Annotated in this window: 28 protein-coding genes and 7 pseudogenes; 2 read left to right on the top strand and 33 right to left on the bottom strand. The window is 43.1% G+C overall.

What is annotated here, in order from left to right; translation table 11 throughout:
• Positions 1-28: 28 nt before the first annotated feature.
• The 17 genes and pseudogenes from kdpF to DQQ01_RS00550 all read right to left on the bottom strand — a co-directional run bounded on the left by kdpF (position 29) and on the right by DQQ01_RS00550 (position 11,208).
• Positions 29-88, bottom strand: coding sequence for a K(+)-transporting ATPase subunit F (gene kdpF / locus DQQ01_RS18320; protein ID WP_408607853.1), 60 nt, complete (start codon positions 86-88; stop codon positions 29-31).
• A gap of 670 nt (positions 89-758) precedes the next feature.
• Positions 759-1,130, bottom strand: coding sequence for a hypothetical protein (locus DQQ01_RS16160; protein ID WP_242980458.1), 372 nt, complete (start codon positions 1,128-1,130; stop codon positions 759-761).
• A gap of 95 nt (positions 1,131-1,225) precedes the next feature.
• Positions 1,226-1,903: an anti-sigma factor domain-containing protein gene (locus DQQ01_RS16155; RefSeq protein WP_242980457.1), complete on the bottom strand. Its 678-nt coding sequence runs from the start codon at positions 1,901-1,903 to the stop codon at positions 1,226-1,228.
• The gene (locus DQQ01_RS00615) at positions 1,893-2,558 is read right to left on the bottom strand and encodes a sigma factor (protein ID WP_111917766.1); all 666 of its coding nucleotides are present in this window, start codon (positions 2,556-2,558) and stop codon (positions 1,893-1,895) included. Before DQQ01_RS00615 ends, DQQ01_RS16155 begins: the two co-directional genes overlap by 11 nt.
• Before the next feature lie 63 nt (positions 2,559-2,621).
• Positions 2,622-3,287: a DUF4956 domain-containing protein gene (locus tag DQQ01_RS00610; RefSeq protein WP_111917765.1), complete on the bottom strand. Its 666-nt coding sequence runs from the start codon at positions 3,285-3,287 to the stop codon at positions 2,622-2,624.
• Between the two features lie 32 nt (positions 3,288-3,319).
• Positions 3,320-4,171 carry a ComEC/Rec2 family competence protein gene (locus tag DQQ01_RS00605; protein ID WP_162624208.1) on the bottom strand — a complete coding sequence of 284 codons (852 nt, stop codon included), beginning with the start codon at positions 4,169-4,171 and terminating at the stop codon, positions 3,320-3,322.
• Between the two features lie 14 nt (positions 4,172-4,185).
• A complete protein-coding gene (locus DQQ01_RS00600) occupies positions 4,186-4,851 on the bottom strand; it encodes a DUF4956 domain-containing protein (protein WP_242980456.1) in 666 nt (221 codons plus the stop codon).
• Between the two features lie 15 nt (positions 4,852-4,866).
• Positions 4,867-5,588 (bottom strand): annotated as a pseudogene (locus DQQ01_RS17005) (polyphosphate polymerase domain-containing protein).
• 339 nt (positions 5,589-5,927) lie between these two features.
• Positions 5,928-7,136 carry a hypothetical protein gene (locus DQQ01_RS00585; protein WP_111917763.1) on the bottom strand — a complete coding sequence of 403 codons (1,209 nt, stop codon included), beginning with the start codon at positions 7,134-7,136 and terminating at the stop codon, positions 5,928-5,930.
• 180 nt (positions 7,137-7,316) lie between these two features.
• Positions 7,317-7,649: a streptococcal pilin isopeptide linkage domain-containing protein gene (locus tag DQQ01_RS16140; protein ID WP_242980453.1), complete on the bottom strand. Its 333-nt coding sequence runs from the start codon at positions 7,647-7,649 to the stop codon at positions 7,317-7,319.
• Complete coding sequence (locus DQQ01_RS16135; protein ID WP_242980452.1) at positions 7,606-7,956, bottom strand: hypothetical protein; 351 nt, start codon at positions 7,954-7,956, stop codon at positions 7,606-7,608. Before DQQ01_RS16135 ends, DQQ01_RS16140 begins: the two co-directional genes overlap by 44 nt.
• Positions 7,943-8,713 (bottom strand): class B sortase, encoded by a 771-nt coding sequence (gene srtB / locus DQQ01_RS00575; protein WP_176833800.1) that lies wholly within the window; start codon positions 8,711-8,713, stop codon positions 7,943-7,945. Before srtB ends, DQQ01_RS16135 begins: the two co-directional genes overlap by 14 nt.
• Entirely contained in the window at positions 8,713-9,774 is a 1,062-nt protein-coding gene (locus DQQ01_RS00570; protein ID WP_111917761.1) for a DUF7601 domain-containing protein, read from the bottom strand. The genes srtB and DQQ01_RS00570 overlap by 1 nt, the downstream gene beginning before the upstream one ends.
• Positions 9,775-9,796: 22 nt before the next feature.
• Complete coding sequence (locus DQQ01_RS15790; protein ID WP_162624200.1) at positions 9,797-9,934, bottom strand: S26 family signal peptidase; 138 nt, start codon at positions 9,932-9,934, stop codon at positions 9,797-9,799.
• A gap of 96 nt (positions 9,935-10,030) precedes the next feature.
• Positions 10,031-10,790: pseudogene (locus tag DQQ01_RS00560) on the bottom strand (VirB6/TrbL-like conjugal transfer protein, CD1112 family); the annotation flags it as partial.
• Between the two features lie 4 nt (positions 10,791-10,794).
• Positions 10,795-11,019: pseudogene (locus DQQ01_RS00555) on the bottom strand (DeoR family transcriptional regulator); the annotation flags it as partial.
• Positions 11,020-11,208, bottom strand: a complete 189-nt coding sequence (locus tag DQQ01_RS00550) for a hypothetical protein (RefSeq protein WP_083283837.1) — start codon at positions 11,206-11,208, stop codon at positions 11,020-11,022.
• Between the two features lie 534 nt (positions 11,209-11,742).
• Here DQQ01_RS00550 and DQQ01_RS00545 point away from each other — a divergent pair.
• Entirely contained in the window at positions 11,743-12,555 is an 813-nt protein-coding gene (locus DQQ01_RS00545) for a helix-turn-helix domain-containing protein (RefSeq protein ID WP_070470257.1), read from the top strand.
• Between the two features lie 44 nt (positions 12,556-12,599).
• On the opposite strand, the gene DQQ01_RS00540 is transcribed toward DQQ01_RS00545, so the two are convergent.
• Complete coding sequence (locus tag DQQ01_RS00540) at positions 12,600-13,421, bottom strand: RING finger protein (RefSeq protein ID WP_070470260.1); 822 nt, start codon at positions 13,419-13,421, stop codon at positions 12,600-12,602.
• Between the two features lie 127 nt (positions 13,422-13,548).
• On the opposite strand from DQQ01_RS00540, the gene DQQ01_RS00535 reads away from it, so the two are divergent.
• Positions 13,549-13,875 (top strand): helix-turn-helix domain-containing protein, encoded by a 327-nt coding sequence (locus DQQ01_RS00535; RefSeq protein WP_070470262.1) that lies wholly within the window; start codon positions 13,549-13,551, stop codon positions 13,873-13,875.
• A gap of 126 nt (positions 13,876-14,001) precedes the next feature.
• On the opposite strand, the gene DQQ01_RS00530 is transcribed toward DQQ01_RS00535, so the two are convergent.
• The 15 genes and pseudogenes from DQQ01_RS00530 to DQQ01_RS00460 form a co-directional block, all read right to left on the bottom strand.
• Positions 14,002-14,478, bottom strand: a complete 477-nt coding sequence (locus tag DQQ01_RS00530) for an Hsp20/alpha crystallin family protein (RefSeq protein WP_070470264.1) — start codon at positions 14,476-14,478, stop codon at positions 14,002-14,004.
• Positions 14,479-14,673: 195 nt separating this feature from the next.
• Positions 14,674-15,519 (bottom strand): magnesium transporter CorA family protein, encoded by an 846-nt coding sequence (locus DQQ01_RS00525; RefSeq protein WP_111917759.1) that lies wholly within the window; start codon positions 15,517-15,519, stop codon positions 14,674-14,676.
• A 55-nt stretch (positions 15,520-15,574) separates the two neighbouring features.
• Positions 15,575-15,832, bottom strand: coding sequence for a helix-turn-helix domain-containing protein (locus DQQ01_RS00520; protein WP_070470271.1), 258 nt, complete (start codon positions 15,830-15,832; stop codon positions 15,575-15,577).
• 141 nt (positions 15,833-15,973) lie between these two features.
• Positions 15,974-16,072: pseudogene (locus tag DQQ01_RS18480) on the bottom strand (Maff2 family mobile element protein); the annotation flags it as partial.
• 21 nt (positions 16,073-16,093) lie between these two features.
• Positions 16,094-17,705, bottom strand: a pseudogene (locus DQQ01_RS00515) (recombinase family protein).
• 111 nt (positions 17,706-17,816) lie between these two features.
• On the bottom strand, positions 17,817-18,005 hold the full coding sequence (locus tag DQQ01_RS00510) for a transposon-encoded TnpW family protein (RefSeq protein WP_002569233.1): 189 nt from the start codon (positions 18,003-18,005) through the stop codon (positions 17,817-17,819).
• Positions 18,002-18,857: pseudogene (locus DQQ01_RS00505) on the bottom strand (ATP-binding protein). Before DQQ01_RS00505 ends, DQQ01_RS00510 begins: the two are co-directional and overlap by 4 nt.
• Positions 18,854-19,603, bottom strand: a complete 750-nt coding sequence (locus DQQ01_RS00500; protein ID WP_002569235.1) for a putative phage replisome organizer — start codon at positions 19,601-19,603, stop codon at positions 18,854-18,856. The pseudogene DQQ01_RS00505 and the gene DQQ01_RS00500 overlap by 4 nt, the downstream one beginning before the upstream one ends.
• The gene (locus tag DQQ01_RS00495; protein ID WP_002569236.1) at positions 19,593-19,805 is read right to left on the bottom strand and encodes a hypothetical protein; all 213 of its coding nucleotides are present in this window, start codon (positions 19,803-19,805) and stop codon (positions 19,593-19,595) included. The genes DQQ01_RS00500 and DQQ01_RS00495 overlap by 11 nt, the downstream gene beginning before the upstream one ends.
• A gap of 185 nt (positions 19,806-19,990) precedes the next feature.
• Positions 19,991-21,618 (bottom strand): annotated as a pseudogene (locus tag DQQ01_RS00485) (relaxase/mobilization nuclease domain-containing protein).
• Positions 21,590-21,988, bottom strand: coding sequence for a plasmid mobilization protein (locus DQQ01_RS00480; protein WP_002569238.1), 399 nt, complete (start codon positions 21,986-21,988; stop codon positions 21,590-21,592). Before DQQ01_RS00480 ends, DQQ01_RS00485 begins: the two are co-directional and overlap by 29 nt.
• 624 nt (positions 21,989-22,612) lie before the next feature.
• Positions 22,613-22,816, bottom strand: coding sequence for a helix-turn-helix domain-containing protein (locus DQQ01_RS00475; RefSeq protein WP_003505336.1), 204 nt, complete (start codon positions 22,814-22,816; stop codon positions 22,613-22,615).
• Positions 22,806-23,252: an RNA polymerase sigma factor gene (locus tag DQQ01_RS00470; RefSeq protein WP_003505338.1), complete on the bottom strand. Its 447-nt coding sequence runs from the start codon at positions 23,250-23,252 to the stop codon at positions 22,806-22,808. The genes DQQ01_RS00475 and DQQ01_RS00470 overlap by 11 nt, the downstream gene beginning before the upstream one ends.
• 204 nt (positions 23,253-23,456) lie before the next feature.
• A complete protein-coding gene (locus tag DQQ01_RS00465) occupies positions 23,457-24,224 on the bottom strand; it encodes a class I SAM-dependent methyltransferase (protein WP_003505400.1) in 768 nt (255 codons plus the stop codon).
• A gap of 213 nt (positions 24,225-24,437) precedes the next feature.
• Positions 24,438-24,893, bottom strand: a complete 456-nt coding sequence (locus DQQ01_RS00460; RefSeq protein ID WP_003505401.1) for an XRE family transcriptional regulator — start codon at positions 24,891-24,893, stop codon at positions 24,438-24,440.
• Positions 24,894-24,941: the final 48 nt, after the last annotated feature.

Genomic DNA, 24,941 nt, shown 5'->3' with positions numbered 1-24,941 from the left:
TTTCCTCCTAGTTATTCTCACCAGATCCTTACAATTTTTCTGGATTTATCAATGCATATACCAAATAAATCCCAATCCCGGCAATCATAACACCTAAAACAATCATATCCATTTTGCTTTCATCCTCCTATTTTTCTTTTGGTTTGATTTGCCAGTCGCAAAAATCTGCAAACGACTTCACCAAGCCAAAACATCCTAATAAAATTGCTATCATGAATACATCCAACATAATTTCGTTCCTCCTTTACAACTTTTCCATGCATTATCATAGTCCTTTTTTTCTTAATATGGCATAAATCTTTCCAGCCACAGTTTAAGATGCAATAAAGATTAGACCCACCCGAAAATCAAAGACATTGGTAAGGCAAAAATAATTGTAATTGCACAAACAGCACATAACACGATCAAAGGCATTCCTACAAAGATGGAAAAAAAGCCAAGAATCGGATGATGCCATAAAAATTTTTTCTGCACGAACTTCAAAATCATATTCACATTTTTTAATCGCTTTTATAATACTCACATCATTCACCCCATTTCTTTTTACACATCAAGAATACCGCAGAATATATTAAATAGGGGAAAGCATATTTCTATTCAGATTAAAATTCCATAAGAAATAGAAAACCGTTCTAGTTAGAATAATCCATAAAATTCTTTATCGCATGTACATGACAGCATAATAAAAAGAGCTGCTCACTAATTTCTTAGCTCACAGCCCTTGCATTCCTACAAAATCACTTTATTCAATTCCTTCATTAATCTTTCTCTAATTCACCAGTACTTTCTGAAGTTTTCATTTCTTCTACTTCGTTTTCTGTCATATCATCTGCTGATTCCATTTCATACGAATCTGCTTCCTCGCCAGGCTCTGTTTCTTCATCTGATGTTTCCGATTTATACTCCTCCCCTTGATTTTCCGATTCATCTGCTGTGTCTGTTTCATCCGCATCCTTGGATTCTCCAGACTTATCTGTTTCATCTGTTTGATCAGTTTCTCCCTGCTCCTCCTGTTTCTCATTTTGCTGTTCTAAAATATCTTCATTCTCATCATGATCTGTTTCCTCTTCTTTTTCAGGATCATCTGCATCTTCATAATCCGATAATTTTTCTTGAATCGATTTTTTCAATACAGGATTTTCTATAAAGGACGGATTCTTTTCCAGCAATTCCAGAATCTCTTCTTCTGTAACTTCATTTACCACTTTGTTGAAATCTTCTCCGGTTAATATATCTGCCCTGCCAGATATATTCCCAAACTTTTGCCTGCTTTCTTTGCATTTTCAACATCTTCTTTATCCCCTGCAAGGTAAAGTAAATGTTCCGTACCAAATGTTTTTTCCAGACGTCTCTGCAATGCTGCACGTTCTTCTTCAGATTCGTCCTCCAAAAAAGCATATCCCACAATAATGGTTTCTTTATCCGAAAGATCCTGTGAAAAATAGTTCTTAATTGTTTCTACCTTTTCTCCTTTTATCTTTTTCTTTTCTTCTCTTGTAAGAGAATCATTCTTTGAGTCGGCTTCTTTCACTCTGTTTTTTTGATTTAAAACTACTTCAACCGCTTTTTCTCCATCCACAGATACCATCGCATAAGCCTTTTCCGGCTTTGATAATACTGCAAAAGATGTAACAAAAAGCGCAAATGCGGCGGCTACTGCAACCATCTTCTTCCAAAGTGTTTTATGTTGATTTCCGGTCTTCTTCCTTTCTGCAAACGGGATGATGGATGCATGGTTTTCTTCCTTGAAAGAATCCTTTTTCAATATATCTTCTTCTAATATATAGATGCAATCTCCCACCTTCATACCGTCTTTATATACAACACGAAGAATCTGACCATCTTCTGCCATAACAAGCGCATACGTTTCTTTTATTTCCATTACAATTACTTTATGATACATGGTGATGACACCTCTCTCCCTTAATCCAATAGACTAATCCTGGAAATTGTTTCACAAATATAATCAATACGGACAAAATAAATTCCTTACTTCCCTTTACAATTTTCTCTGTAACCCTGGAAAGCCTGGCAACTTTACGGATTGGAAGTTTCTTTTTTAAATACGTTTCTTCTACTGTTTCTTTGTCTTCACTGGCCATTTCCGCTACTGTTACTGCTCTTTTTCTTGTATCACTATGTTTTGGCGCCCGATCTGCAAGAACTTCCAGCGTTAATCCAAACAGCAGCAATTCTTCCCGATACTGAATAATTTCTTCATGAAGGCTGCTGTTTTCTTCCTTTTCTTCTGTAAAATCTATCCCGTCTTCCTGCATTGCTTCCAGAGAGACCTCAGACGATTCCTTTCTTTTTTTCCCTAAATAAGTTTTCAGACGGCTTTCTATCACTAATTTTGCAAATCCCAGAAAGTTTCCTCTATCCTCATCATATTTTTTCACTGCTTCAGTAAAGGCGATCAGTGCTATGCTGAATTCGTCATCATTTTCAATCGAAACATATTTTCCCGTAAAATTGCTTACTGTCCGGATTAAAAAAGCCATATGCTGGTTTATAAGCTGATCCAGATTCTCTAATGCTATCTTTTCACCTGGAACCATAGCTACCCCTTCTTTCTATATCCTCATTCCGAATTCTATTATATCATGGGGAGGCTCTATTTATCACGCATTTTGCGCCAGTAAATTCACACTGTCAATTCCACCCAGTTCAAAAATAGTTTCAATAACTTTATTACTGTTTGTTTCCGGAATCTCTACTTCATATACCAGTTCAAAGGAATCGGCAAGAATATTTTTAGCCTTTACCAGATTACTGTTTGTATGATAACCGACAATCTTCTGGATTTGATCCAAGTCTGTATTACTTCCTCTTACAACCAGTAACAAATGCTGGTTTTCCGTTCCGGTATTTTTTGTCATAAACATTACAACAGCTAAAACCACACTTCCAATGCATCCGATCAAATAGCTTTGTGTTGCAGAAGCAATGCCAATTGCCATAGACCAGAAAATAAATCCGATATCACGTGGATCACGAATATTTGTACGAAATCTTACAATCGATAACGAACCAATCATTCCCAGAGAAAGCGCAATGTTCGTTTGTATCAAATCCATCAGGATGGTAGAAATAATTGCTAATGCCACTAAAGTTGCCGCAAATTTCGGCTGATAGGACTGTTTCGTATTGGATAAACGATAGGTTCCCCACAAAATTGCCGCAAACAGTAAAGCTACCGCCAGACTTATCCATATCATCATTCCACTTGGTTCTATTTGTATTGCATTCATAAAAGAATTTATAGTTTCTTCTAACTGCTGATTCATATTCCTGCTCCTTCCCTTACTCCTTTAACTGTTCAATCTGAATCTGTTCCCCATTCAAAATAAAATCCCACGCAAGTTGGTCTCCCTCTGAATAGAAACTTTCCCACATCAAAGGCATCCAATCGGGCTTCTATCTCCGGATTCACCGAATCTGGATTTTCTTCTTCATTTCCCGTAATGAGCCCGTATGTTGGTCTGATTTTTTCTAAAAATGTAACCGATGTCGCATCATTTTCTCCATGATGTCCCAGTTTTAAAATATCTGTTTTCTGAACTTCCCCACTTTGTAAATAAGCAGCTTCTTCTCCGTATTCCATGTCACCTGTCAAAAGGAAAGAGTTCTTTCCATATTGGAAACGAAAAACAATGGAATTATTATTGGCATTTCTGTAATCACATCTTTCCGGTATCCAGACATTAACTGTCACGCCTTCCAAATCCAATACTTCTCCACCTTCCAGATATTCCAATGGAACCTGATAAGAGTCCGCTAATTCCTGCATATCTACTTTTTCATATGAAGCATCATCCCTTTTGGAAAGATATATTTTTTCTATTGGGTAGTCTTTTATTAGATTTTTCACATTTCCGGCATGATCCTTGTGTCCATGAGATAAAAAAATACCTTTTAACTCTGTTACCTGTTTTTTCTCTAATACTTTTTTAATCTGCTGATAATCTTCTTTCTTCCCCGTATCACACATGTAATAAGTATCTTCTGGAGTTTTTAATAAAAACGCATCTCCTTTTCCTATGGTTATAAACATCAACTCAGCAGTTTTTCCTGTTACGGCAGGTTCTTCCTTTTCCTTTTTCCCACAACCGCTGAAACAGATTCCACATATTAAACAGCTAATTATTAAAAAAAGTTTTATCCGTTTCATATTGTTCCTCCATATCATGCCACTTTTGTCTTTGGCGCTAATACATTCACACCACGGATTCCTTCTATGTTACTGATCCGGCTGACTAACTTCTCCTCTTCGTTCTTTTCAAGCTGTAATTCATATACCAGTTCAAATGTATCCGTAAAAACATTTTTACTCTGTACGGTAACACCTGCCTGATGCAACACATTCTGTACCAGTTCCAGTTGCTTTTTTTCTCCTCTGACAACCATCATCTGATGTTCACATCCTTTATCCAGTTTATGGAATACGACCAGTACAACTCCCATAATCAGCGAACTGGCAATCCCAGCGGTAAACGCTCCTACTGCAGACGCAATACCTATTGCCAATGCCCAGAAAACAAATCCTAAGTCCCTGGGATCTTTGGTATTCGTTCGGATTCTGCAAATAGACAGGGAACCCAGCACCCCTAAAGATAACAGGGGATTATTCTGAATCAGAGCCAGCAAAACAGTTGAAATCACTGACAGCATCATCAATGTAATGTTGAACTTTTTATTATACGTTAAAGTATCGTGGCACACTCTGTAAATCACCAGCATAAAACTTGCAACTACAAGGGTAAACAAAATACTTCCTAATAAATTCTGCATGGTTGTAATATAAGGCGCGGCAACCTGCTCTCCCATAAAAGTTTTCATCCAATTACTCATTTTCCTCATCCTTTCCTATGTATAATATTCTTTTAAAATCTGACGTGAAGTTCCAAATTTGCTCGGAGGTTTTTTGCTCAAATCACATTTGGAAAGCACATCTTGAATCTGTTTAAAAAGGAACCTGTCATATTTAATTTCCAGGATTGTCTGTTCCTTTGGCATCGCAGATTTAAAGTTTAAATGCCTGGCAAACAGATCATAGTTAAATTCACAAAACCGTAAGTTATTATCCATTGTAACGCGGGTATTGAAATTCTCATGCGTATATGCTCTTCTGTCATACTCTATAAGAGAAACCGGCCGGTATAACCGCGTTGTCATCAAGTCATACGCATATTGGGATATGGGGTTATGGTACTTCAACAAAACCTCATAATTTCTATGTAATACCTGTATTGCATCTTCGCGCGAAATCACAATACTTTCTTTTAGTTCTCTCCCAAAACTTTTCCGCTTTAATTCAAATTTTGCCACTTTATCATCTGGGTGATATACTCTGACACGGATTCTTTTCTTCTCATCCGCATGATTTTTTTATCTTCATAATCTTCATTGGTCATGCTGTCAAAATATACACTTCTTACTGTATAACCATTGTAACCGCCATACGCATCCGGCGTTAAAAGCCGATCCAAGGCATCCAATAAATATAATCTGTCTGGAAGTGAAAGCAAATATTTTACTTCTTTTCTGGATACGGACAGCGTCTGTTCTCCTTCACTTTTTCCTCTCATAAAACCGCCTCCCTGGTTCTTTTTCTTTTTACACTACATAATACAAGGGTAGTTTTTTATTTGGGTACTAATTCAAGAAAAAAATCACTCCGCCTGAAAAATCAGATGCGAAGTGACTTTTTTCTATTCTATATATTATCTTATAAAACCAACATACTGTTACTCAGGCAATCCACTGTGCAGCATTTTTGTTCCATTAGTGTTTCTTCCACTTAACACTTTTCATTTAATAATTTGCTGACTCTGTCAACCGGAAATTTGTCATACATATCAATGATTTCAAACAAATTTAGAGGCAGTTCTTTTTCCCCAATCAAAGTTTATAACTATTTTTCAACCCTATACTCTTTTGCCAGTTTTAAATATGCAATTGATATTTCTGGCCTTAAAGTACAGTTCTATTTCTTCTTTTATGCCCTCAATCTCTTCTTGTGGAAAGTTAAAATCATCCAGCCAAATCATCATGCTTTCTTTTTCATCCGGTACCGCTTCAATGATCGCTTTGTAGATATGCGTTTCATCTCTTATTGCCAGAAGATAATTGTACATATGAACATTTTTCATGGCAATGGTATATTTTTTATTACTGTTTTCCTTTGTCACATTTACTGTTGTTTCTTCAATTTTCATTTTCCTATATGTATATCTAAGCTGCCATATCAAAATTCCGATAAGAAGTATATCGTATATGAACCAAAATTTCCCCATAAACAGAGGTGTCAAGAAGCACAGAATAACAACTAGCGGAATAAACCATAATGTTCTTCTAAATTTGCCTTTATAATTCATATTCCAGTAGACAACAGATTTCTCTTTTTTCTGTGATGCAGTATTTATATCTTCTGCATTTTCAATAACTACTGGGCATATTTTATGTAGCAAATTTGATACTTCTGTTTGGCGAAGTTCATCTTCACGCCATTCGTTGCTACCAGGGAATTGGTATTCTTCACCATTAGAATATATAAACTTAACTTGTTCATAATTTCGAATAGAACCTTTATGTAAATAATAGATTTTTTTAATTTCATTTCTTGAAAAAAGGCGTCCATCCATCACTATCCAATTTTCGCTAATAAGAACATGAAAATATTTTTGTAATAAACTACTCTGAAACATTACTTTTTCAAAACATTCTCCTTGCAGAGATTTCTTTAGTTCTTCTTTTGTTTTGATATGGTTTAATACAGGCGCACAGTGATAAGGTAATCTAATATATCGCCACATCTTGCGTGCTGTAAAAATAGTGATGAACCAAAATAAAGCTGTGAGGAATATAAATATACCACGAGGATCATGAATAGTCATAAAGACTCCTCTTACAGCATAAAATAGGCAAACAAGCCAAATTGCTCCCAGTAAAATTTTCTTCAATGGATAGAACCTAAGCCATTCTATCTTTGATAAAAAATTTAATTGTGAAGTCTGTAAATTATCTTTGGCTTTATTGCTTTCATCCGCAATTTGCTCTGTAAGTTTCTTTCTAATATATTTAGGTGAATTAAATATCACAAATAATAATACAACAAAAATAATACCATACATCATTTTCAGCCCCTTTTTATCCGAACAACTTCAATTCTATTTTTTGTATTGTAGCAATTCTCTAATACCATTACAACAAAATTTTTCTCTTTTTTATAACATTTTTCTGTCAGCCTTATATACAAAAAGGGATATTCTGATCTTCTATTCGGGCAGAACATCCCTTTTTTTCATCAAACTTTATTATTTTTTCTGTTTATGTTTTCTAAAATACACAAGCGCTAAGATCAAAAATAGTGATCCTGCTGCAATCCCAACATACGCCATGATATGTGTTGTATCACCCGTTTTTACCAGTTTATTAGGTTTGGACGGATCAGACGGGGCGGAAGCTCCTGGCTTCTTTCCCTGATAGGAATTAAGAAATTCCAGATCTCCACACTTTTTTCCATCTCCCTTTTCTGCCACTACCTGAGGAATCAATTCCCCATTTTCCCCGTTTTTCACATAAACCGTAATGTCATAACAGCTTTTATCGTATTGATATCCTTTCTTCTCTGCAGTTGTCTGATCCAACTGATAGTGGTAAAACACCTGCGTGCAAATATTGTAATGAAAATGTCGTTTCTACCTGCTCTCCGTTTAACGAAAAAGAGTAGATCCCATTTTTCGTATTTTCCGGCATTGGTGCTTCTTGATCTAAAGCACGAAATTCATAATTTCCTGTAAAATCCATTTCCTTAACAGGATTTTCCACCACAAAACTTTGCTTTACTGTCAATGGAACTTCTGTCATGCCAGCCGCCGCAAAAGCCTGTTTTACAGGAAAACACAGAAAACTGAACAATAGAGCGAAAACAAGTATCTGTTTATTTTTTCTCATATTGTAGGTCTCCCTGTTCCTTTTGGATTTCTTCCTGAATTCTTCCAACCAGAAGATGCCTGCCATTGGTGCTGTCGGAAGTACAGGTTGATAAAGTTACAAATCTTTCACTTTTCTGGAAGGAAAGTTCTTCAAAATAACTTGCATTCTGCCGCACATAATCCAAATACAACAAAGTATCTGTTTCTTTCTGCAGCTGCGTATTATACAGAACGCTGTCATAGGCATCGGCATGAAGGAAAGCAAAAAATTCAACCTCATGCCACTTTCCTCCATAATACAATTTCCCATGAGCATGCTTTTTAAAATAAGACGGTTCCTGATAATATTCCACTTCCCCAAACATCGCATCTTTTTCCATATGATGTCCATAAATAATACTGTTCATATCCGAAAAATCTTTTTGATTATTGCAATCTAAAAAGATACTCCCGGAAAGGGAAAATGCTCCCAATGGATCTGTGTTTACATATTTGGAATTATCTTCTCCCTGTACCAGCGGATAATCAATCTGTGTTCCATCCACGGTAATCCATCCGATCACTTCCGGATTTTTCTTTTGAAGCTCCGCAAAGGAAATAAAATCCTTTGAGTTTGGCTTATAGGTTTCGTAAAGAGAAGCGTCTGCCTGCTGATTGATCTGTTTGGAATCCCATAATCCGTAAAGCCCATAAAGCAATAGCGGCATAAAGCAGAGTACAATCAGCCAGTTTACCGTCTTATCTGCAATCCGAATTATTTTCTTTGCGTTTTTCACTATTTTCCGGATGTTCTGCGTCTTTTTATGACTGCCAGAGAAACAAATGCCACGATTGCAACAGCTACCAATAAGATGAACGGAAGATTATTCATAAGGATACCTGTAGGTACAACACCGCCCTGATGTGTATTGGTAAACGTTACTTTATTCTCATATTCTCCAACTAAGTTCTTTTTTTCACCTTCTTTTAAAGTATCCAATGCATCACCTTCCTGTGCTGCAGTTCTATTGTTTACAGTGGTTGTTATATTTTCTATAACAGTAACGCTCGGTGTATATCCATCCGTTGCAGCAAGCTCTTTTACTACATAAGTTGTTCCTACCGGAAGATTACTAAATACTAATTGTTCTCCATCTGCCAGAGTAAATGGTTTTGCAGTTCCAGCTGTACATTCAACAGATTCTGATCCAATATTTCCTGTAAAACTTGTCTGATCGGACATTGGTGACTTTGTAAAGGTAATTTCAAAATTAAACTCTTTTGTTTTGTCTGCATATGTTCCCGTTGTATTTTTCTCAATCGTCAAAGTGGCATTATTCTTTGCATAAGTGTTCGTAAATAAAATTTTATCTGTTTTCCCAGTTGCTCCTTGTGCTGTAATTTTTTCCACTTCTAATCCATTTGTTCCGTTAATCACATATACACGAAGTGTATAGCTAGAAGCATCATACGTTACGTTTGGCATACTTTCTTGTTTCTCTGTTACTGTATAAACATATTCTCCAGCGTGTGGCCAAGTACCTTGAAAAGAAATAGCTGTAGTTCCTTCAAGGACATATTTTTCACCTTTTAATGTTCCAGTCTGTCCCTCTGTAAATGAAACATCAGCAATCGTTGCCGGAAGTGCACCTGGTGTCTGTGATGTTGCTGTGAATTTAAAAGTTGCAGCCGGTGTCGTTAGTCCATCTGCCATTTCAAACTTTTTTGTAATCGGCACCTGACCATTCTGATTTACATTCGGTGTGGTAGATTCCCCTGCTGCAAATGCAGTTGTTCCCATGCTCAGTAACATTGTTCCTGCTAATATCAATGCTCCAATTTTCTTTTTATTGATCATATTCTTATACCTCGTTTCTTTTTTAAAATCCTCTGCGTCTCAACAGAGTAATTACTAATCCTTTGATTTCTTCTTTTTTTACCGTACCATAAATTCTGCTGTCCTTTGCATTGGTACGGTGATCTCCCAATACAAAGTATTCCTCTTCTCCTACTGTCACCGGAAAAGAGATTCCCTCTGTATGCCACTTTATTCTTTACTTTCGTTAAATCTTTCGGCACACTCACATACGCCATGTGTTTCACTTCCTTTCTTTTTAATGTGCATTAAATATAGATTTGCTAAGTGATCCTGTCTTGAACAGACTAAAACATAAGATCACTGTATATGCCATTACACCAAATAATGAAGAACTCAGATTATCTGAAAACTGGATACCTGCCACTAATACTGCATAAATAGCAACACACACCATCATCAGAAACGCCTGGAACGCCAAGGCAAAAAGTCCTCTGAAATAATTTGTTCCGATCTGTCCCCACTCTCTGTTGCTCATCGTTGCGAACGGAATCGGTGCAACTGAGGTATAAAGGTAAATTTCTATCATACGGACATACAAAATAACCGTGATCAGTACAGACATAATCTTCATACAGAAACTTACGATCAAAGTTTCCAATGCCAATATCACAAGTTCCCCGATCTCCATGCTTTCCAATGTAGCCGATAAATCTGTAATCGCAGAGCTGATATCAATGGATGTATCTCCGGAAACCAGCCCTGCCGCTGAGTTTACGACACTTTGTCCTACATCAAAAAACCGCCATTGTGATGGTAAACGTATTGCTTACCAGATATACGGCGATCCACATTTTTACAAAATATTTAAAGAACATCCATGTATCAATATCATGCATATTATTTCGCTCTGTCAGCATGGAGATCAGTTCATAACACAATACAAAGGTTATGATAATACTTGCAATCGGCATGATGACCGAATTCGACAGTCCTTCAATCATATTGAAGATACTACTATTCCAGCCTTGCGGTGTCTGTCCAACCTGGCCCGCAATCTCACTTCACGGTCATGGTGCTGCGGGAGAGCGCCGCCGACAATTCCACAATCGGGAAACAGATAAATAAAATCCCGTTCATGTCCTCTATGCCATTTGCCAGAACATCGTCCAGCATACGGGCGTACATGATTTTTGCGGTGCTGCTGATCGGGAGCCGCAGCATGGCTCTCGGCAGAGGCATACTGGGCGGCAGGGGTGTGTCAATCGTCATAAATTCATATTCCATTCAGTTGGTGTCCTCCTTTTTCTGTTTTGAGCGTTTGGAAAGATAGCGGGGGCAAGCCACAATGACCGCCCGGAAGCTCTGCTTGCAATCATGCTGGCATTTCCGGCAAAGCTCGTTGTAGCTCCTGCGTCCACGCTCGTTTAAGAAGAAAGCAAGCTCTTTCTTCAACTTCTTTGACATTCTCGGCATAGTGCCTCCTTAATGAAAAATCCGCCCATGCTGGCGGTAACAGCCGCCGGTGGACGGATAGCAGATTTTTGTGTTGCATTTCGGGGCGATTTTCAGGGAAATTCAAGCCATAGAGCCGCCCGAAAATCCCCCGTGGTATTACGGGCAGGGTAGGCTATACCTTGCCCGATTGTTGGTTTTTGGTATCGTTTTGGTGTCCATTTTGCCGGTTCTCCCCGGTGTCGTTCCTGCCCCCGATTCTCACGGCGGCGTTTCGCTCCCCTTGGTACGCTCGCTGCGGTCAGGGTTCCTCCATTTCCCTGCCGCAGGTCACGGCGCTACATCTCCGGGGCGCATATCCCACACAAGCCGGTCATTCGGTTGAATTGATTCACCGATGAACTACTTGTATGATAGAACATTTTTGTACCCTGCTCCGTATATCCATAAAGTAGGAAATCCAGCTGAAAATCGAAAATTTCCACGTTCTCGGAAATGGTGTGGTATAATCTTTAGAGAGCGGCGGGGGAGCCGCCGGAAAGGAGCCATTCGCCTATGAAATCACGCCTTAGCATACAGGAACGGCTAAAGGATTTACGCACAGAGAGAAAGCTGAAGCTGGAAGAACTATCAAACCTGACCGGCATTTCAAAGTCTGCCCTTGGCAGCTATGAAGCGGACGATTACAAAGAAATCAATCATGGCAACCTCGTTATTCTGGCGGACTTCTACGGGGTGTCCCTTGATTACCTGCTGTGCCGGACAGAAAACAGGGAGCAGGTAAACACGCCCTTAATGGAGCTGCACCTGAATGATGAAACAGTGGAGCTTTTGAAAAGCGGCAAAATCAATAACCGTCTGCTCTGTGAGATTATCACCCACGGAAAGTTTGAGCGGCTGATGACCGATACGGAAATTTACATAGACGGTCATGCGACCGCCCGCTTCCGGGATATGAACGAAGGGCTGGAAGAACAGCGGCTTGCCCTCATTCAGAAGCACCGCTATGTGGACGGGGATTTATATTCGGAAACGCTTCTTGCCGCCCAATTAGAGGAAGAAGATTTTTTCTGCCATATAACGCATAAAACATGGGATTCCATTCTCCACGATATACGGAAAGCCCATGAACACGACATTGACAGCACGCCGGATTTCTCCCTCGCAAAGAAAATGGCGCAAGATATTCAAAACGCCCTGAAATTCCCCGGCGACCACCTGACAAAAATCTGGAAAGTCATTTTAAATATGCTGGGTATCGACTTTGACAAGCTGCCCCCTGATGAGCAGAAAGTCTTGAAAAAAGTGCTGGCAAAATCGCCGGTCATTAAAAACAATCCTTTGAATTTCCGGCGCAGGAGAAAATAAAAACTGCCGTTGTTGGAATTGCGGTTCCTGCAACGGCAGCGCCTTTATTCGCTGACATATTCTATATCAATCCTGAAATCCCCGCTGTCATAGCTGACAGCCAGCCCATAGCTTCCGATTTGAAGCGTTTCCTCGTCCTTGACCGGATAAAAGGCTTTTTGTTCTGCGTCAAAAAGAACAACTTCCTCCAATAGCTGCCCGTCAATCGTGTTTAGAATCTCCCTGATACAATCGTCACAAAAAACAGACTTCATCTTGTGGGCGCTGACAATCCGCCGCCCCCGGAAAATCTCTGCATAGCCGTCTTGTTCTCCCGGATATGATGTTACATGAATACTCGCTTCGCTGATTTCATCATAACCAAAGGACAGGCGCATACCGCCGTATTCATCATCCGGGCTTTCGTCTGTGTGATACACGTCAAGGGAATAGGTTTCTCCTGTATTGACACAAACAAGAAATGCCTGTGCCGGATAGCTTTCCTGGCAGGTGGGGCAGCTCTCGGACGTGTTCGGAATGTACTGTATCAAATTCTCCATATCCCTGCCGTATTCACTGAATACCAAATCATGGCGGATAGTCTGGGCTATCTCGTCATACTCGTCCTCGGTGGCGGTGGCAAAGTAGGTTGCTATCATATTTAGTGTTTCTTCCACGTCCTGCTCATACTGGCGGTTGTTACGGATATTCCCGATTGCAATTCCAGCCATACATAGAACCGCCGTGAACGCACACATAAGAAATGAGCCGCACCAGATACTTTGCTTATCTGACCGGCTTAGGTGTTGTGTGGAATCTTCCTCGTCCTCATAAACGAACCAAAATTCCCGCCATGTTTCCTTTACTTTTTCCCACATTCTTTTCATCTCATGCCCTCCGTTTAGCTATTAGCTAATATAACATAGTCTAACAGAATCTATGATAAATGACAATCATATTATAGGCTTATGGTGTACAAAATAATAACTGACAGCTAACAAACGGGTGGTGGCAATGGAGAGAAAAGGATTAGGAAAGCGTATCAATGAGGTACGAAAAGACCGGGGCTTTACCGCAGACAAGCTCTCGGAATTATGCAATATCAACGCAACGTATCTTCGCCAGATTGAGGGCGGTGTGAAAATGCCCAGTCTGCCGGTATTCATAGATATTTGTAACTCCCTGCGGATTTCCCCTGATTATCTGCTTCAAGATGAATTGGAAGAAAACGAAATCAGCAAAATCAAGGAGCTGGAAGCACTCTGGAAAGACGTGTCGCCCAGCAAACAGGAGCTTGCCGTTGCTATGATAAAAGCGGTGTTGGAGCATAATGAACAGTAGGACAGCCAGCCGGTTCCGGCTGGCTGAATTGTTTTTTGTTTAAATGATATAGAAAAGCCCAGAACGGGCAACTTCACAGCTTCCCGCTCCGGGCAATATCCTTTTATTCTATGTTAAGAGGTGCCGTTATCCCTCGATGGCAATGTATTTCTTTTTTTCAGCTTCCGGTTCTTTCGCTTCTTCTTTTGGAATGTTAATCTTCAATACCCCGCTTTCATATTTTGCATGGATATCGTCCTCTTTCACATTCTCGCCGATGTAGAAAGAACGGCTCATACTGCCTGCATAACGTTCCTGACGTACAAATTTGCCTGTTTCTTTTTCCTTCTCATCCTTGTCAAGGCCCTTTGCGGCGCTGATTACCAGATAGCCGTCCTTCAGTTCCAGAGTAATCTCATCCTTCTTGAAACCAGGCAGGTCAATATCCACCTCATAATGGTCATCGTGCTCCTGCACATCCGTCTTCATCATTTTTGCTGCATGGTGCCCGTATAACTTCCGCTCTGCTTTACGCATTGCTTTATCATCAAATGACGGGAACCCCCAAAAATCATCAAAAACATCATCAAATAAGTTTTCACCAAAAACACTAGGTAACATCATAAGTCATCGCTCCTTTTTTAATGTTAAAACCGAATTGTCAATCAGAACCAAGAATACTTGGGAAGAAATCGGAACCTCTCATCTGTTCCGTTTCCCTTTCCTTTGTTCTATCTGTGTTATAGCACGCTTGTTAGCATTTGTCAATGGTGAGTGCTAATTTTTTTGTGAACTTTTTGTGTCCTCTTAAAAAGCGAATCATAACCATTTTTTCTTTTTGAATTTCCAAATTAACGCTGCGACTGTCACAATGCTCACCAGAATTACCAATGGATATCCATATTTCCATTTGAGTTCCGGTATATGTGAAAAATTCATCCCGTACCACCCTGCCAGAAGCGAAAGCGGGAGAAATATTACTGTCACCACTGTAAAAATTTTCATCAGATCATTCTGCTCAATCGCCAGCTGGGATTGATATGCTTCCCGGAGCTGGGACACCATTTCCTGCAAATTCTTAACGGCACTCAGGTAACGGTCCGTTCTATTCCTCAAAGTCATCAATCTGCGGACTCCGTCTTCGCTAAATAGTTGGTTGTCATTCACGGTCATTTCATCAAAAATGAAATTAAGCTGCTCATAGTAGCGTTTCAGGCGCAACAGTTCCTGCCTCCATGCAGTAATGTATTTCAAATAGGATGCCTTGTCGCCGGACAGCACCTTGTCTTCATTATTGCTGATTTCTTCCTCAAGATTATTCAAAAAATCCATGTCTCCTTTCAGCAGTAACGAAAAAAAATGGTAGAAAAGCCGCTCATTTGTTGCTCCTTCTTCCCCTGTCATCGTATGCAGAATCATATTTGCTTTTTCTTCTGCCTCAGAGGTTTCACAAAATACCAGCAAATCCTTTCCGTCCAGATATAAGAGCATCTTAAAATCCTCTTTTTTTTCACTCTGAACATCGTACCAGTCAAATGCAAGGATATCGCAGTCCTTAAAACACTCAAAACTGTCCGTAATCTGTTCATCAATATACCGAAGAATCTTTTTATCCATATAAGGAACAGCTTCATCGGTGTTTGTAAATGAAAATACTTTGTACATTTATCCTCCACGTCCTAACTTTGTTATATTTTCAATGTTGGAATATTGCTATTCTTCAGCAAGGAATTTTCGACTTTTTGATTCTATCTTCTGCTTCACCAGAAGAAGATTTTTCTCGTTCCAGTTCAATCACATCTGAAATATCACAATCCAACGCCCCGCAGATACGAAGCAGGGTTTCCATGCTGATATGCAATCCCTTTCCCATATTGGCAATCTGGTTTGTGGTGAGTCCTGCGGCAAGCCGCAAGTCCTCTTTTCTCATGTTCCGCTCTTTCAATGTATTCCAAAGCGGTTGATAGCTTATGTGCATTTATCGTCCTGCCTTTCTCCCAGTGCTGGGGTTCGTGCTTCCCATTATAGCAGTTTTCTTGCTAACTCGCAATATTTCTTGACGGCTCGCCGGTTCCGTCTGGATTGTGCTTTTCCTTTCCGCTTTTATTTACATCTAATTAGCCATAACCTGCTTAATTCCCTGTGATTTTACTGATGTGCGATAAAGAAGTAATAGAAGTGTAAAAAATTTTGCCGTTCCTATCCGGCACTTGCGCATTGTGTCGGATAGGTCGGGCGGTTATTCGGGCAAGTCCACCTTGCCAACAAAAGAAATAATAAATCTCAATGTCCTGTCTGCGGGTCTTGTTCTCGTCATAGCTGCACTCATGCACAACGATTTTCTCTACAAACTCCCGCAGCAGAGTAGGGGTAAGTTCTTCAAAGCTGGTATGCCGCCGGACAACATTCATAAACTTTTCTGCGTTCACGGTGGCTTCCTGTGCTTTGGAAAGCTCCGCTTGAATAGCAGCGGCTCTTTCTTTCAGCTCCCGTTGCTCTGCTTCATAGTCTGCCGACAGCTCTGTGAAACGCTCGTCTGATATGCGCCCGGTCACGCTGTCCTCATACAGCCGCTTGAAGATAGCGGATAACTCGGCTATGCGTTTCTCGGAGGCTTCCAGTTCCTTTTTCTTGGCGGCGTTCCTGCGTTTGCCCCCGTCCTCGTTCTGCTCAATCAAGAGTTTCATAAACCGGGCTTCATGCTTTGCCGCATAGCTGGTCACTTTCCGCAGATTGGAGAGTACACCAGCGGTCAAGAGGTCGGTGCGGATAAAGTGCGCCGTACAGTCATGGGTGCGTTTCTTGTAGTTGCCGCAGATATAACAGTCCTGCTTGCGCTTGTCCGTCTGGTATCGCTGCTGATACATCACGCTGCCGCAGTCCGCACAGAACAGTATGCCGGAGAACAAACCCACTTCATCATAGCGGTTTGGGCGTTTGCGCTGTTTGCGAAGCTCCTGCACCCGTTCCCATGTTTGGGTGTCTATGATAGGCTCGTGGTGGTTCTCGAAAATCACTTGCTTTTCCGGGGGATTTTCTACACTGTGCTTGACTTTGTAAGAAAGTTTTTCTGTCTTGAAATTTACCAGACAGCCTGTGTATTCCCGGTTTTCAAGGATATGCACTACGGTATTGGTCGCCCACTTGCACTCATAGCCGGGGTGGTAGCGGCGGGTGCTGCCCGTCCTGCGGTATTCAAGCGTTCCCGGCGTGGGGATTTGCTGCTCTGTGAGCATACGGGCTATCTTGGTCGGACCATTCCCGGCAAGACAGAGGTTGTATATCTGCTTGACTACGGGTGCAGCTTCCTCGTCAATAATGAAATTTTCATCCTCGTCCATGAGGTAGCCATACACAGGCTTGCTTGTGATGGGCTTGCCATTCATGCCTTTTGAGCGTTTTACTGCTTTGATTTTCTTGCTCGTATCTCTCACCAGCCATTCGTTAAAGATATTCCGCAGCGGGGCAAAGTCATTGTCGCCCTGTGCGCTGTCCACTCCGTCATTGATAGCGATGAAGCGGACACCTTTCTGTGGGAAAATCATTTCCGTGTACATTCCCACTTGCAGGTAGTTTCGCCCTAACCTCGACATATCCTTTACGATAACTGTCCCGACTTTTCCGGCTTCAATGTCCGCAAGCATGGCTTGAAAACCGGGTCTTTGAAAGTTCGCACCAGAATAACCGTCGTCCGTGTACCAGCGCAGATTGGAAAAGCCGTTCTGCTTTGCATAGGTTTCAAGGATACGCTTCTGATTGGAAATGGAATTGCTTTCGCCTTGCAGCTCGTCCTCATGGGATAGTCTTGGGTAAAGGGCGGTAATTGGTTGTTGGTTGGTCTGTCTTAACATAAAATCCTCCGTTTCCGACAGCCAGCCCCACTATTCCGTACCTTGATTGTACCACATGGGGCGGCTGTCTGTATAGCGGCAAAAGCGTCAAATCTGCTTCTTTATGGTCGGTCAAATCGCCGTTTTTTGTGTAGCAGCTTCCGCTTCCAGCACTTTCATCATCTTGTCGGCTGCGGTGTCGGTTGCGCCCTGCTTGAAGAAGCCGGAAACGGTAAGGACGGAGTTGCCCATGCGGATTTCCGTCACACAGTCCGGGCGGCGGTCTGTTTTGGTGGTGCTTGTCTGTTTCGTTTCTGTCATAGGCTCTCCTTTCGCTGCTTCATCAGTTGCTTTAAGCGTTCCAGCTTTTCCTGTGCGGTTTCCTTTCGGAAGTTGCTGCCCGTGAAGCGGACGGGGGCGCACATGGAAGTCAGCCTGTCATAGATACGGGCGTGGGGCGTGTCCTGCGGGTGCTGCAATTCCTCCAGCGTGAGGTTGGTCGTGGCGATCAGCGGCTTGCCGCTTCGGTAACGGCTGTCAATCACGCTGTAAACCTGTTCCAGCCCGTATTCTGTTCCTCGCTCCATACCGAAATCATCAAGTATCAGCAGAGGGTAGCTGCAAAGGCGGGAAATATATTCGTTCCTGCCCTCAAAGCTGGCGGCAAGGTCACCCAGTATCGTTGCAAAGTTTGTCATGCAGACGGCAACCTCTTTTTTCCATAAGGGCGTTGGCGATACAGGCGGCAAGGTAGCTTTTTCCCGTCCCCACGCCGCCCCAAAACAGGTAGCCGATATTTTCAGCCTGCATGGTTTCCCAGCTCTCCACATAAAAGCGGGCGGTTTCGGTCTGCGGGTTTCTGCCGTTGTCATGCTCAAATGTCCAGTTCCGCATAGCAGGGTCGGTAAAGCCCCGGCGTTTCAAGTCCTCCACTTTTTCAAGGTGCTTCTGTCGGCTTTCGGCGGCTTGCTGCTTTTCACGGGCTGCCCGCTGGCAGTCGCACTCTGCCGGGTGGCGGTCACGCCCGAAACAAGTCTTTCCCTCTGCAAAATAGGCTTCTTTGGGCGTATGGCACTTACCGCAGTATAAAAGCCCGTCCTCGCCTGTGTAGTCCTCCGCTTCGGCGGTAGTGGCTGTAATGTCCGTAATCATAGCTTCAATTCCGTTTTTCATAAGCTCTCGCCCTCCTTGCATGAATAATCGGGTATGCCCTGTTTCGGGGCAGCCTTGCCTTTGGCAGCGTCCTCCTGCGCCCACTTGTAAATGGTGGCTGCATGGCTGTGGTACTGTTTCCCGGTGGAAGCGATATGGCAGGAAAGCCGGTCAATATAATACTCCCACTTGTCGGGCAACTCTGTTTTTAGCCCGGAAAGCTCTGTATCGGTCAGTATCACATTGTTGTATCTGCCATAAGCGGCGGGGGCGGGGTGTCCCGTTTCTCCCTCTCTCTCTTTTTCTATCTCTATCTCTTTCTCTAACTCTATCTCTATCTCTGGTGGACGAATGTCGGACAAATGTCCGCCTTTTGTCCGGGGCGGTAAAAGTGCCTTGTTTTCCAGTCTTGCAGCCCGTTTCCGCTCGGCTTCGGTAGAGGACTGTCCTATCATCAGCTCAATGTCGGTCATATAGAAAGCCCCGCTGTCAAGCTGCTCCACAAGCCCCAACTGCCGGAAAATCTCTAAAGCCCTCTCAACCGTCCCTATCTGGTGGCGGGTCAGTGTCGCTATCATCTGCGCTGTGTAGGGGATATGCTCGTCAAGCTGCAATTTCCCGCCGTTTTTCAGCGATTTTAAGTACAGCTTCAAGAGGATATTGGAGTATAAAATCCCGTCTTTCATATCTTCCAGCAGCACAATGGAGTCGCTGTCAAAAAAGTTCTCTTTCAGCTTGAGGTAGTAATACTTGCGGTTATCTGCCATTGTCCCTGTCCTCCTTTTTCCGGCGTTTGGAGTAGTAGTGGGGGCAGAGTATGATAACCGCCCGGAAGCTCTGCTTGCAGCTATGGGTACAGCCCCGGCAGAGGTCATTGTATGTGATACGATCGCAGGTGGAATTCCCGACTTTCACTTGCCGCAGGAAAAAAGACCATTCCAGCCGCCGTTTCTTGCTCATTCTTGGCATGGGTGCGCTCCTTTCTGCCGTTTCCGCTGGTGTGGCGGTATCGGCGGTAATTCTGTATCATCTCGGTATCATTTTCGGGTTTTTTCTGCCCTATAAGCCCGTTAAAAAATCCTTTGGTATTTGCGGATAGGGTACGGGGCAGCCCCCTTGTTCTGTATAGGTTCGGGTACATTTTGGGGCGGTTTTTATCGTTCCTGTTCCTGCCTTTTCACAGGCTTGCGCTCCCGGTGTAAAATCTGGTCGATATTGCCCTTGACAGTCTGTAAGCGGCGGTATTCCTCCCGTTTTGCCCGGTAATCGTTGTAGCCGCTGTTTTTCTCTTGGATAAGGGTTTCAATCTCTGCTTGCAGGGCTTTATAGCTCGGCAGCTTGGAAATGCCGTTTTCCCTGAAATAGCGGGCGGCTGCGTCTGCTATGATAAAGTCGCTTTCGTACTTCTGACGGTAGGCTGCTTTTGCTTTGGCGTTTTTCTGCTGTTTCAGCCCGTCCCGGACAGGGCGGGTCTTGGAATAGGCAAGCACCTGCCGTTGCAGCTCCTTTTTCCCGTTCAGCGTCTTTTCCATCTGCTTCAGCTCTGTAAGGCTTTCCCGCATGGCGGTATAGGCGGCAGAACAGGCTTCGTCCAGTTCCTCCGGGGAAGAAAAGCCGTACTGCTGATAGGCGGTAACGGTAGCTGCCATTTGCTTTAGGTTGTGCTTTGCCGCCCAGCGGTCATAGCCCACGCCCTTGCCCTCGGCTCGCTTGGCTTCCCGGTCAACCATGCGCTGCAAGGTGTTGTCTGCCGGGGTGGTTTTTTGTGGTTTTTTCCCCTTGTGACAGCTTTTTAACCGCGGCAGGGTATTCGAGTATGGCTTTGCTTGCTCTGTTCGGCGGCTCTGTGGGCGTTCTGCGTAAGCAGGACAAGGACAGCAGCCTTGTCAAAATCGTCCCCCAGCTTCCGGGCTGTGATAGGCTTTGTCCTGTCCGGCGTGAGGTAGGAAAGCCGCCCCCGGCTCTCCTTGACGGTCACACCCTCCCGCAGCAAAAGGGAAGAAAATTCGTCAAAGCTGCCAGCTTGGGAAAGTGCCTGCCGTATCGTCCGGCGCAGCTTCGCCTTGTCCGTTTCAAACTTGGTGGGCTTGGTCGGCTGTCCTGCGGCTTCTCTGACAGCGTTCTCTTTATCAAGGGCAAGCTGTCCTTTCTTTGCCGCCCAGTATTCCCGTTCGGTTATCCGTTCCTTGCTGCCGCTTAGGAGGTCGATTTGGTAAAGCCCCTCCCGGTGGCACATCTCCATGACTTCACTCTTGAAATATTCCATAGCGGCGTTGGTGCAGCGGTGCTTGCAGCCCTCCCGTGTGTCGGCTGGTCTGTCCATGTAGGGCAGAAGCGGGACTTCATAAATCCGCAGGGAGTTGATGACGATATGCACATGGATATTGCCGCTGTGGTTATGCCCGTCCGGGTGGGTGCAGACTAAGGCTTGGTGTCCGGGGAAATGCTCTTTACAGAACTGCTCGCCCAGCTCCTGCGCCCGGTCTACGGTCAAGCCGTTGTCTGTCCCGTCCCGTGGGTCAAAGCTGATGATATAGTGGTGGCTTTTCACATCTTCCCGTTTTTGGTTTTTCTCATAGCGGAGATTAGCCCGCATACAGGCAACAGCGAAATCCTCGCCCCCACAGTTGAGGGAAGAAATGCGGTAATCCTCCCTCGGTATCAGCCGCCCGTTTTCATCAAGGGTGGGCTTCATGGTAAACTCGTCATGCTCAAATGTGAGATAGGCTTCCGCTGCGCCATAGTCCGCATTTTTAGAGCTGATATGTTTGAATGTTGCCAACAGCGTCACCCACTTTCTGCAAGACTTCAAACTTTAGGGCAGCAAGGTCGGAAACCGCCGCCCGTACCTCCCCGGCAAGCTGCGGGTAGGGGCTGTGCCACTCGTTCAGCGTCCGGGCTATCTGGTTTAAGTTGCCGCCGATCCTGCCGTATTCGGCGGTCAGCTTCCCGACAGCGGCAAGCAACTCGTCATTGACGGGGGAAACGGTTATGATGGGGCGTATGGCTGCCCCGGTTATGGCTTGCCGGATAAACTCGGCTTGGCTCATGTTGTAAGCAGAAAGCCTTTCCGCAAACTCGGCGTATTCTTCCTCGGTCATGCGTGTCTTGACTACCCGGCTGCGGTGCGGCGTGTTATATCGTTTTCGCATGGTAAAACCTCCTTCGGCTGTGCGTGGTGTCCTCTCACTAATAGGAGAAAAACAGGGTGTAAAGCGGAACTGTTTTTGAAAAATCCGAAAAATTATTTTGAGGGATTTTCCAGCGGCGTAAGCCGCATAAGCAGGGTTTGGGGAAGGCACTCCCCAACAAGATTCCCGCAGGGGCAAAATGAGCGATAAGCGAATTTTGGTACTGCGGTAGAATCTTGCTCTGAAAAACTCCGGCGTTCCCCGGCTTCCGTACTTTCCGCTAACAAGACGTTTCAAAAGGGCTTTGCTACCCGCTATTCCGGCATATCTTGAAAATTTTCCTTTCACTACCTACAACACCACGCAAAGCAAAATGGACGGAGATTTTTAGAATTTCCCCTTATTCCCTACAACACCACGCAAGCCGAAAAAGGCGGACAATGGCAGTATTTTTTTCTTTGATACCCTCCACGGATAAGTAAGGGATTTTGCCAACTGCGGCGGCAATTTTCCCTTTTGTTTTTTCATACTGGGGATTTTCAAAAATGCCAAACAGGAACGAAAAAAAGCAGCAAATCTGTTGAATAGATTTACTGCTTTCTGGTTGCCGGCGAAGCGGCGGTTATTCAGTTGTAGGCGGTAGGGCTATCTCCCAAAGCGGAACTTGAAAATAGCTGTGAGAAGCGTCTGGGTGATGTAGTCCTCTGTATCTTGGTCTACCCGTCCATTCACACGGGCGGCACATTGTATGCGGCGGCGGTAATACTGCAATACAGTTCCCACCGCTTCCGGCTCCCCGCTGGTGGCTTGGACGATTGTTTCATAGGGGAGAAGCCTATTATTTCTCATATGCCATTCCCTCCATTTCCGCTTGGAGCTGCCGTAGGACTTTTCGGATATGGTAGCCCGCTGTGCTGCGGCTGCGCCCGTACTGTCTGCCAATTTCGTGCTGTGGAATACGCTTGAAAAAGGACAGGTAAATCATTTCCCGCTCCCGTTCGTCCAGCCGTGACAGGGCTTCCGCAAGTAAGCCGCTGCTGAAAATGACCGTATCGCCGCAAAGGGTAAGTATGTATTCCTCGTCCGGCTCCGGGGCTTGGAAATATTCATCTGTCGTGCCTAAAGGGTAGTGCTTTTCGTCTGTGAGGTATTCAAGGGATATTTCTCTTTTGTGCTTCCTGCTCCGTGTCCTCGCTGCGTTGATCGTTGCATTTCGGATAACGACTTTGCAAAAGGCATGGAAAGTGTACTCGATATGTTCCCGATATTCTTCTGTACAGGTCATGGAAAATCCCCCTTTCCTCCCAAAAGGGCTGTGGCTGGTTAGTAGTTGCTTTTTATGATAGTAAGGGGCGGCAGCACTTTAGGCTGTCGCTCCTTGACTGCCTAACTGCAAAACCGGGCGGGGCTGTCAACGGCGGGCGAAGCCCGTTCATCTTGACCGTTGACTGGCTCGGCCAGGTTTGCTATTTATCCGGCAAACTTGAATTTATTTTAAGCTATCACGTTTTACCTTTTTAAGCCTTACTATCATTACCATAGGAATTTCTTTGTTGTTTTTGAAACATTCTTCATAAAATCCATCAATGACAAATCCAGCTCTAAAACAAAGGTTAAAAATATCTTGTATGGAACGATGATAATAAATCTGCTCCTCCGGTTGCCCTTCAATCGCTATACCATAGTAACTGTGCGGTGTCATATATTTTTCAGTCAACGTGATAAAACAAGGGTGTTGCGTTGCAAAGACAAAAATTCCGCTTTCCTCCAACAGTTCATAAACAGCCATAAGAAGTGGTTCAATATCCGTAATATCCATAATTGCCATATTAGAAACTGCTTTCGTAAAGGCTCGATTTCTTTTTAATTCTAATATACTTTCTCTATTGGTCGCATCCGCTACACAAAATTCAATTTGTTTTGCATATTGTGATTGCCGTCTTTTAGCCAATTCTATCATTTTTTTGCTGTAATCAAAAGCGACAATCGAAGCGCCTCTTTGTGCAAGATACGAAGAATAATTTCCATTGCCACACGCAATATCCAAAATGTAATCCGCAGGATTAGGAGATAGAAGTTCCGTTACTTTGGGACGCACTACCTCTCTGTGAAATTCATTAGATTTGTCACCCATTGCATTATCCCAAAATTGTGCGTTTTTCTCCCAGATTTTTTTACTTTCCTCTGTTCCCATGTTCTCTCCCACTCCCAAAATTTGCCTTTTTGCTTCCATTAAATCTTCCTTACTATATTCCATTGTTACCCTCCATAACTTCTGATTGTTGCCGTCTTGACTATTATGTATCTTTTCTTTCCAAAATGGTATAGGCTTTTATTTTTATAATGCTGCAAAACTTTTCTTCTGTAAGGTATTCAAAGGATATTTCCCTTTGCCGCCGCTATTGGAAAGCCAAAAGCAGCGGCTTTTTTACGCGATATGACCGAAAAGTCTAGAAAGCAGGATATGTCATCATTTGTCATTTCTTCTCAATGTAATAACTGCATGGCATATCAAGCCAAATACAAGAGAAAAACAGCCACCGCCAAATAGTGATGCTCCCCACCCTGCACCCGACATTGTCATAAAACCGCCAACAAAGAAAATACCAATGCCAAGAAATATCCCGACACCATAAAAAAGTCCAATTGCCATATCATACTTATTAAATTGTCGTTTCTCTTTTTTTTCACATGTTTCCATTTTTGTTATTACCTCCTTCGCAAAATCGTCCATGTGGACTCCAAAAAGAAAACAAATTTTTTTCAACGTATTTAAATCGGGTTCATTAACATCTCTCTCCCAATTCGATAGCGCCTGCCGGGTAACATTCAATTCCCCAGCCAGTTCTTCCTGTGTCATTCCCGATTGTGTTCGCAGATGACGTATTTGCTTTCCTGTTGTAATATCCGTCTGTTTCTGGTTCAAAATGGTTCCTCCTCTCTGATGCTGATTTTATCAATGATATTTCGCAAT

Origin of the sequence: Blautia argi (assembly GCF_003287895.1) — a bacterium.
In the GTDB taxonomy this organism is placed as follows: domain Bacteria; phylum Bacillota; class Clostridia; order Lachnospirales; family Lachnospiraceae; genus Blautia; species Blautia argi.
The sequence above is the reverse complement of the archived record's forward strand: the minus strand, read 5'-3'. Positions and strand labels throughout refer to the sequence as shown.

Excerpts from the sequence above, each read along its gene's own strand:
- DQQ01_RS00570 (WP_111917761.1), bottom strand. The coding sequence starts at position 9,774 with ATGATCAATAAAAAGAAAATTGGAGCATTGATATTAGCAGGAACAATG.
- DQQ01_RS16135 (WP_242980452.1), bottom strand. The coding sequence starts at position 7,956 with ATGAGAAAAAATAAACAGATACTTGTTTTCGCTCTATTGTTCAGTTTT.
- DQQ01_RS00500 (WP_002569235.1), bottom strand. The coding sequence starts at position 19,603 with ATGGCAGATAACCGCAAGTATTACTACCTCAAGCTGAAAGAGAACTTT.
- DQQ01_RS00525 (WP_111917759.1), bottom strand. The coding sequence starts at position 15,519 with ATGTACAAAGTATTTTCATTTACAAACACCGATGAAGCTGTTCCTTAT.
- DQQ01_RS00480 (WP_002569238.1), bottom strand. The coding sequence starts at position 21,988 with ATGCGAAAACGATATAACACGCCGCACCGCAGCCGGGTAGTCAAGACA.
- DQQ01_RS00520 (WP_070470271.1), bottom strand. The coding sequence starts at position 15,832 with ATGCACATAAGCTATCAACCGCTTTGGAATACATTGAAAGAGCGGAAC.
- DQQ01_RS00610 (WP_111917765.1), bottom strand. The coding sequence starts at position 3,287 with ATGAATCAGCAGTTAGAAGAAACTATAAATTCTTTTATGAATGCAATA.
- DQQ01_RS00495 (WP_002569236.1), bottom strand. The coding sequence starts at position 19,805 with ATGCCAAGAATGAGCAAGAAACGGCGGCTGGAATGGTCTTTTTTCCTG.
- DQQ01_RS00545 (WP_070470257.1), top strand. The coding sequence starts at position 11,743 with ATGAAATCACGCCTTAGCATACAGGAACGGCTAAAGGATTTACGCACA.
- DQQ01_RS00600 (WP_242980456.1), bottom strand. The coding sequence starts at position 4,851 with ATGAGTAATTGGATGAAAACTTTTATGGGAGAGCAGGTTGCCGCGCCT.
- DQQ01_RS00470 (WP_003505338.1), bottom strand. The coding sequence starts at position 23,252 with ATGACCTGTACAGAAGAATATCGGGAACATATCGAGTACACTTTCCAT.
- DQQ01_RS00510 (WP_002569233.1), bottom strand. The coding sequence starts at position 18,005 with ATGACAGAAACGAAACAGACAAGCACCACCAAAACAGACCGCCGCCCG.
- DQQ01_RS00530 (WP_070470264.1), bottom strand. The coding sequence starts at position 14,478 with ATGATGTTACCTAGTGTTTTTGGTGAAAACTTATTTGATGATGTTTTT.
- DQQ01_RS00550 (WP_083283837.1), bottom strand. The coding sequence starts at position 11,208 with ATGCCGAGAATGTCAAAGAAGTTGAAGAAAGAGCTTGCTTTCTTCTTA.
- DQQ01_RS00605 (WP_162624208.1), bottom strand. The coding sequence starts at position 4,171 with ATGAAACGGATAAAACTTTTTTTAATAATTAGCTGTTTAATATGTGGA.
- DQQ01_RS00615 (WP_111917766.1), bottom strand. The coding sequence starts at position 2,558 with ATGGTTCCAGGTGAAAAGATAGCATTAGAGAATCTGGATCAGCTTATA.
- DQQ01_RS00535 (WP_070470262.1), top strand. The coding sequence starts at position 13,549 with ATGGAGAGAAAAGGATTAGGAAAGCGTATCAATGAGGTACGAAAAGAC.
- DQQ01_RS00540 (WP_070470260.1), bottom strand. The coding sequence starts at position 13,421 with ATGAAAAGAATGTGGGAAAAAGTAAAGGAAACATGGCGGGAATTTTGG.
- DQQ01_RS00585 (WP_111917763.1), bottom strand. The coding sequence starts at position 7,136 with ATGATGTATGGTATTATTTTTGTTGTATTATTATTTGTGATATTTAAT.
- DQQ01_RS16155 (WP_242980457.1), bottom strand. The coding sequence starts at position 1,903 with ATGTATCATAAAGTAATTGTAATGGAAATAAAAGAAACGTATGCGCTT.
- DQQ01_RS00475 (WP_003505336.1), bottom strand. The coding sequence starts at position 22,816 with ATGAGAAATAATAGGCTTCTCCCCTATGAAACAATCGTCCAAGCCACC.
- DQQ01_RS00465 (WP_003505400.1), bottom strand. The coding sequence starts at position 24,224 with ATGGAATATAGTAAGGAAGATTTAATGGAAGCAAAAAGGCAAATTTTG.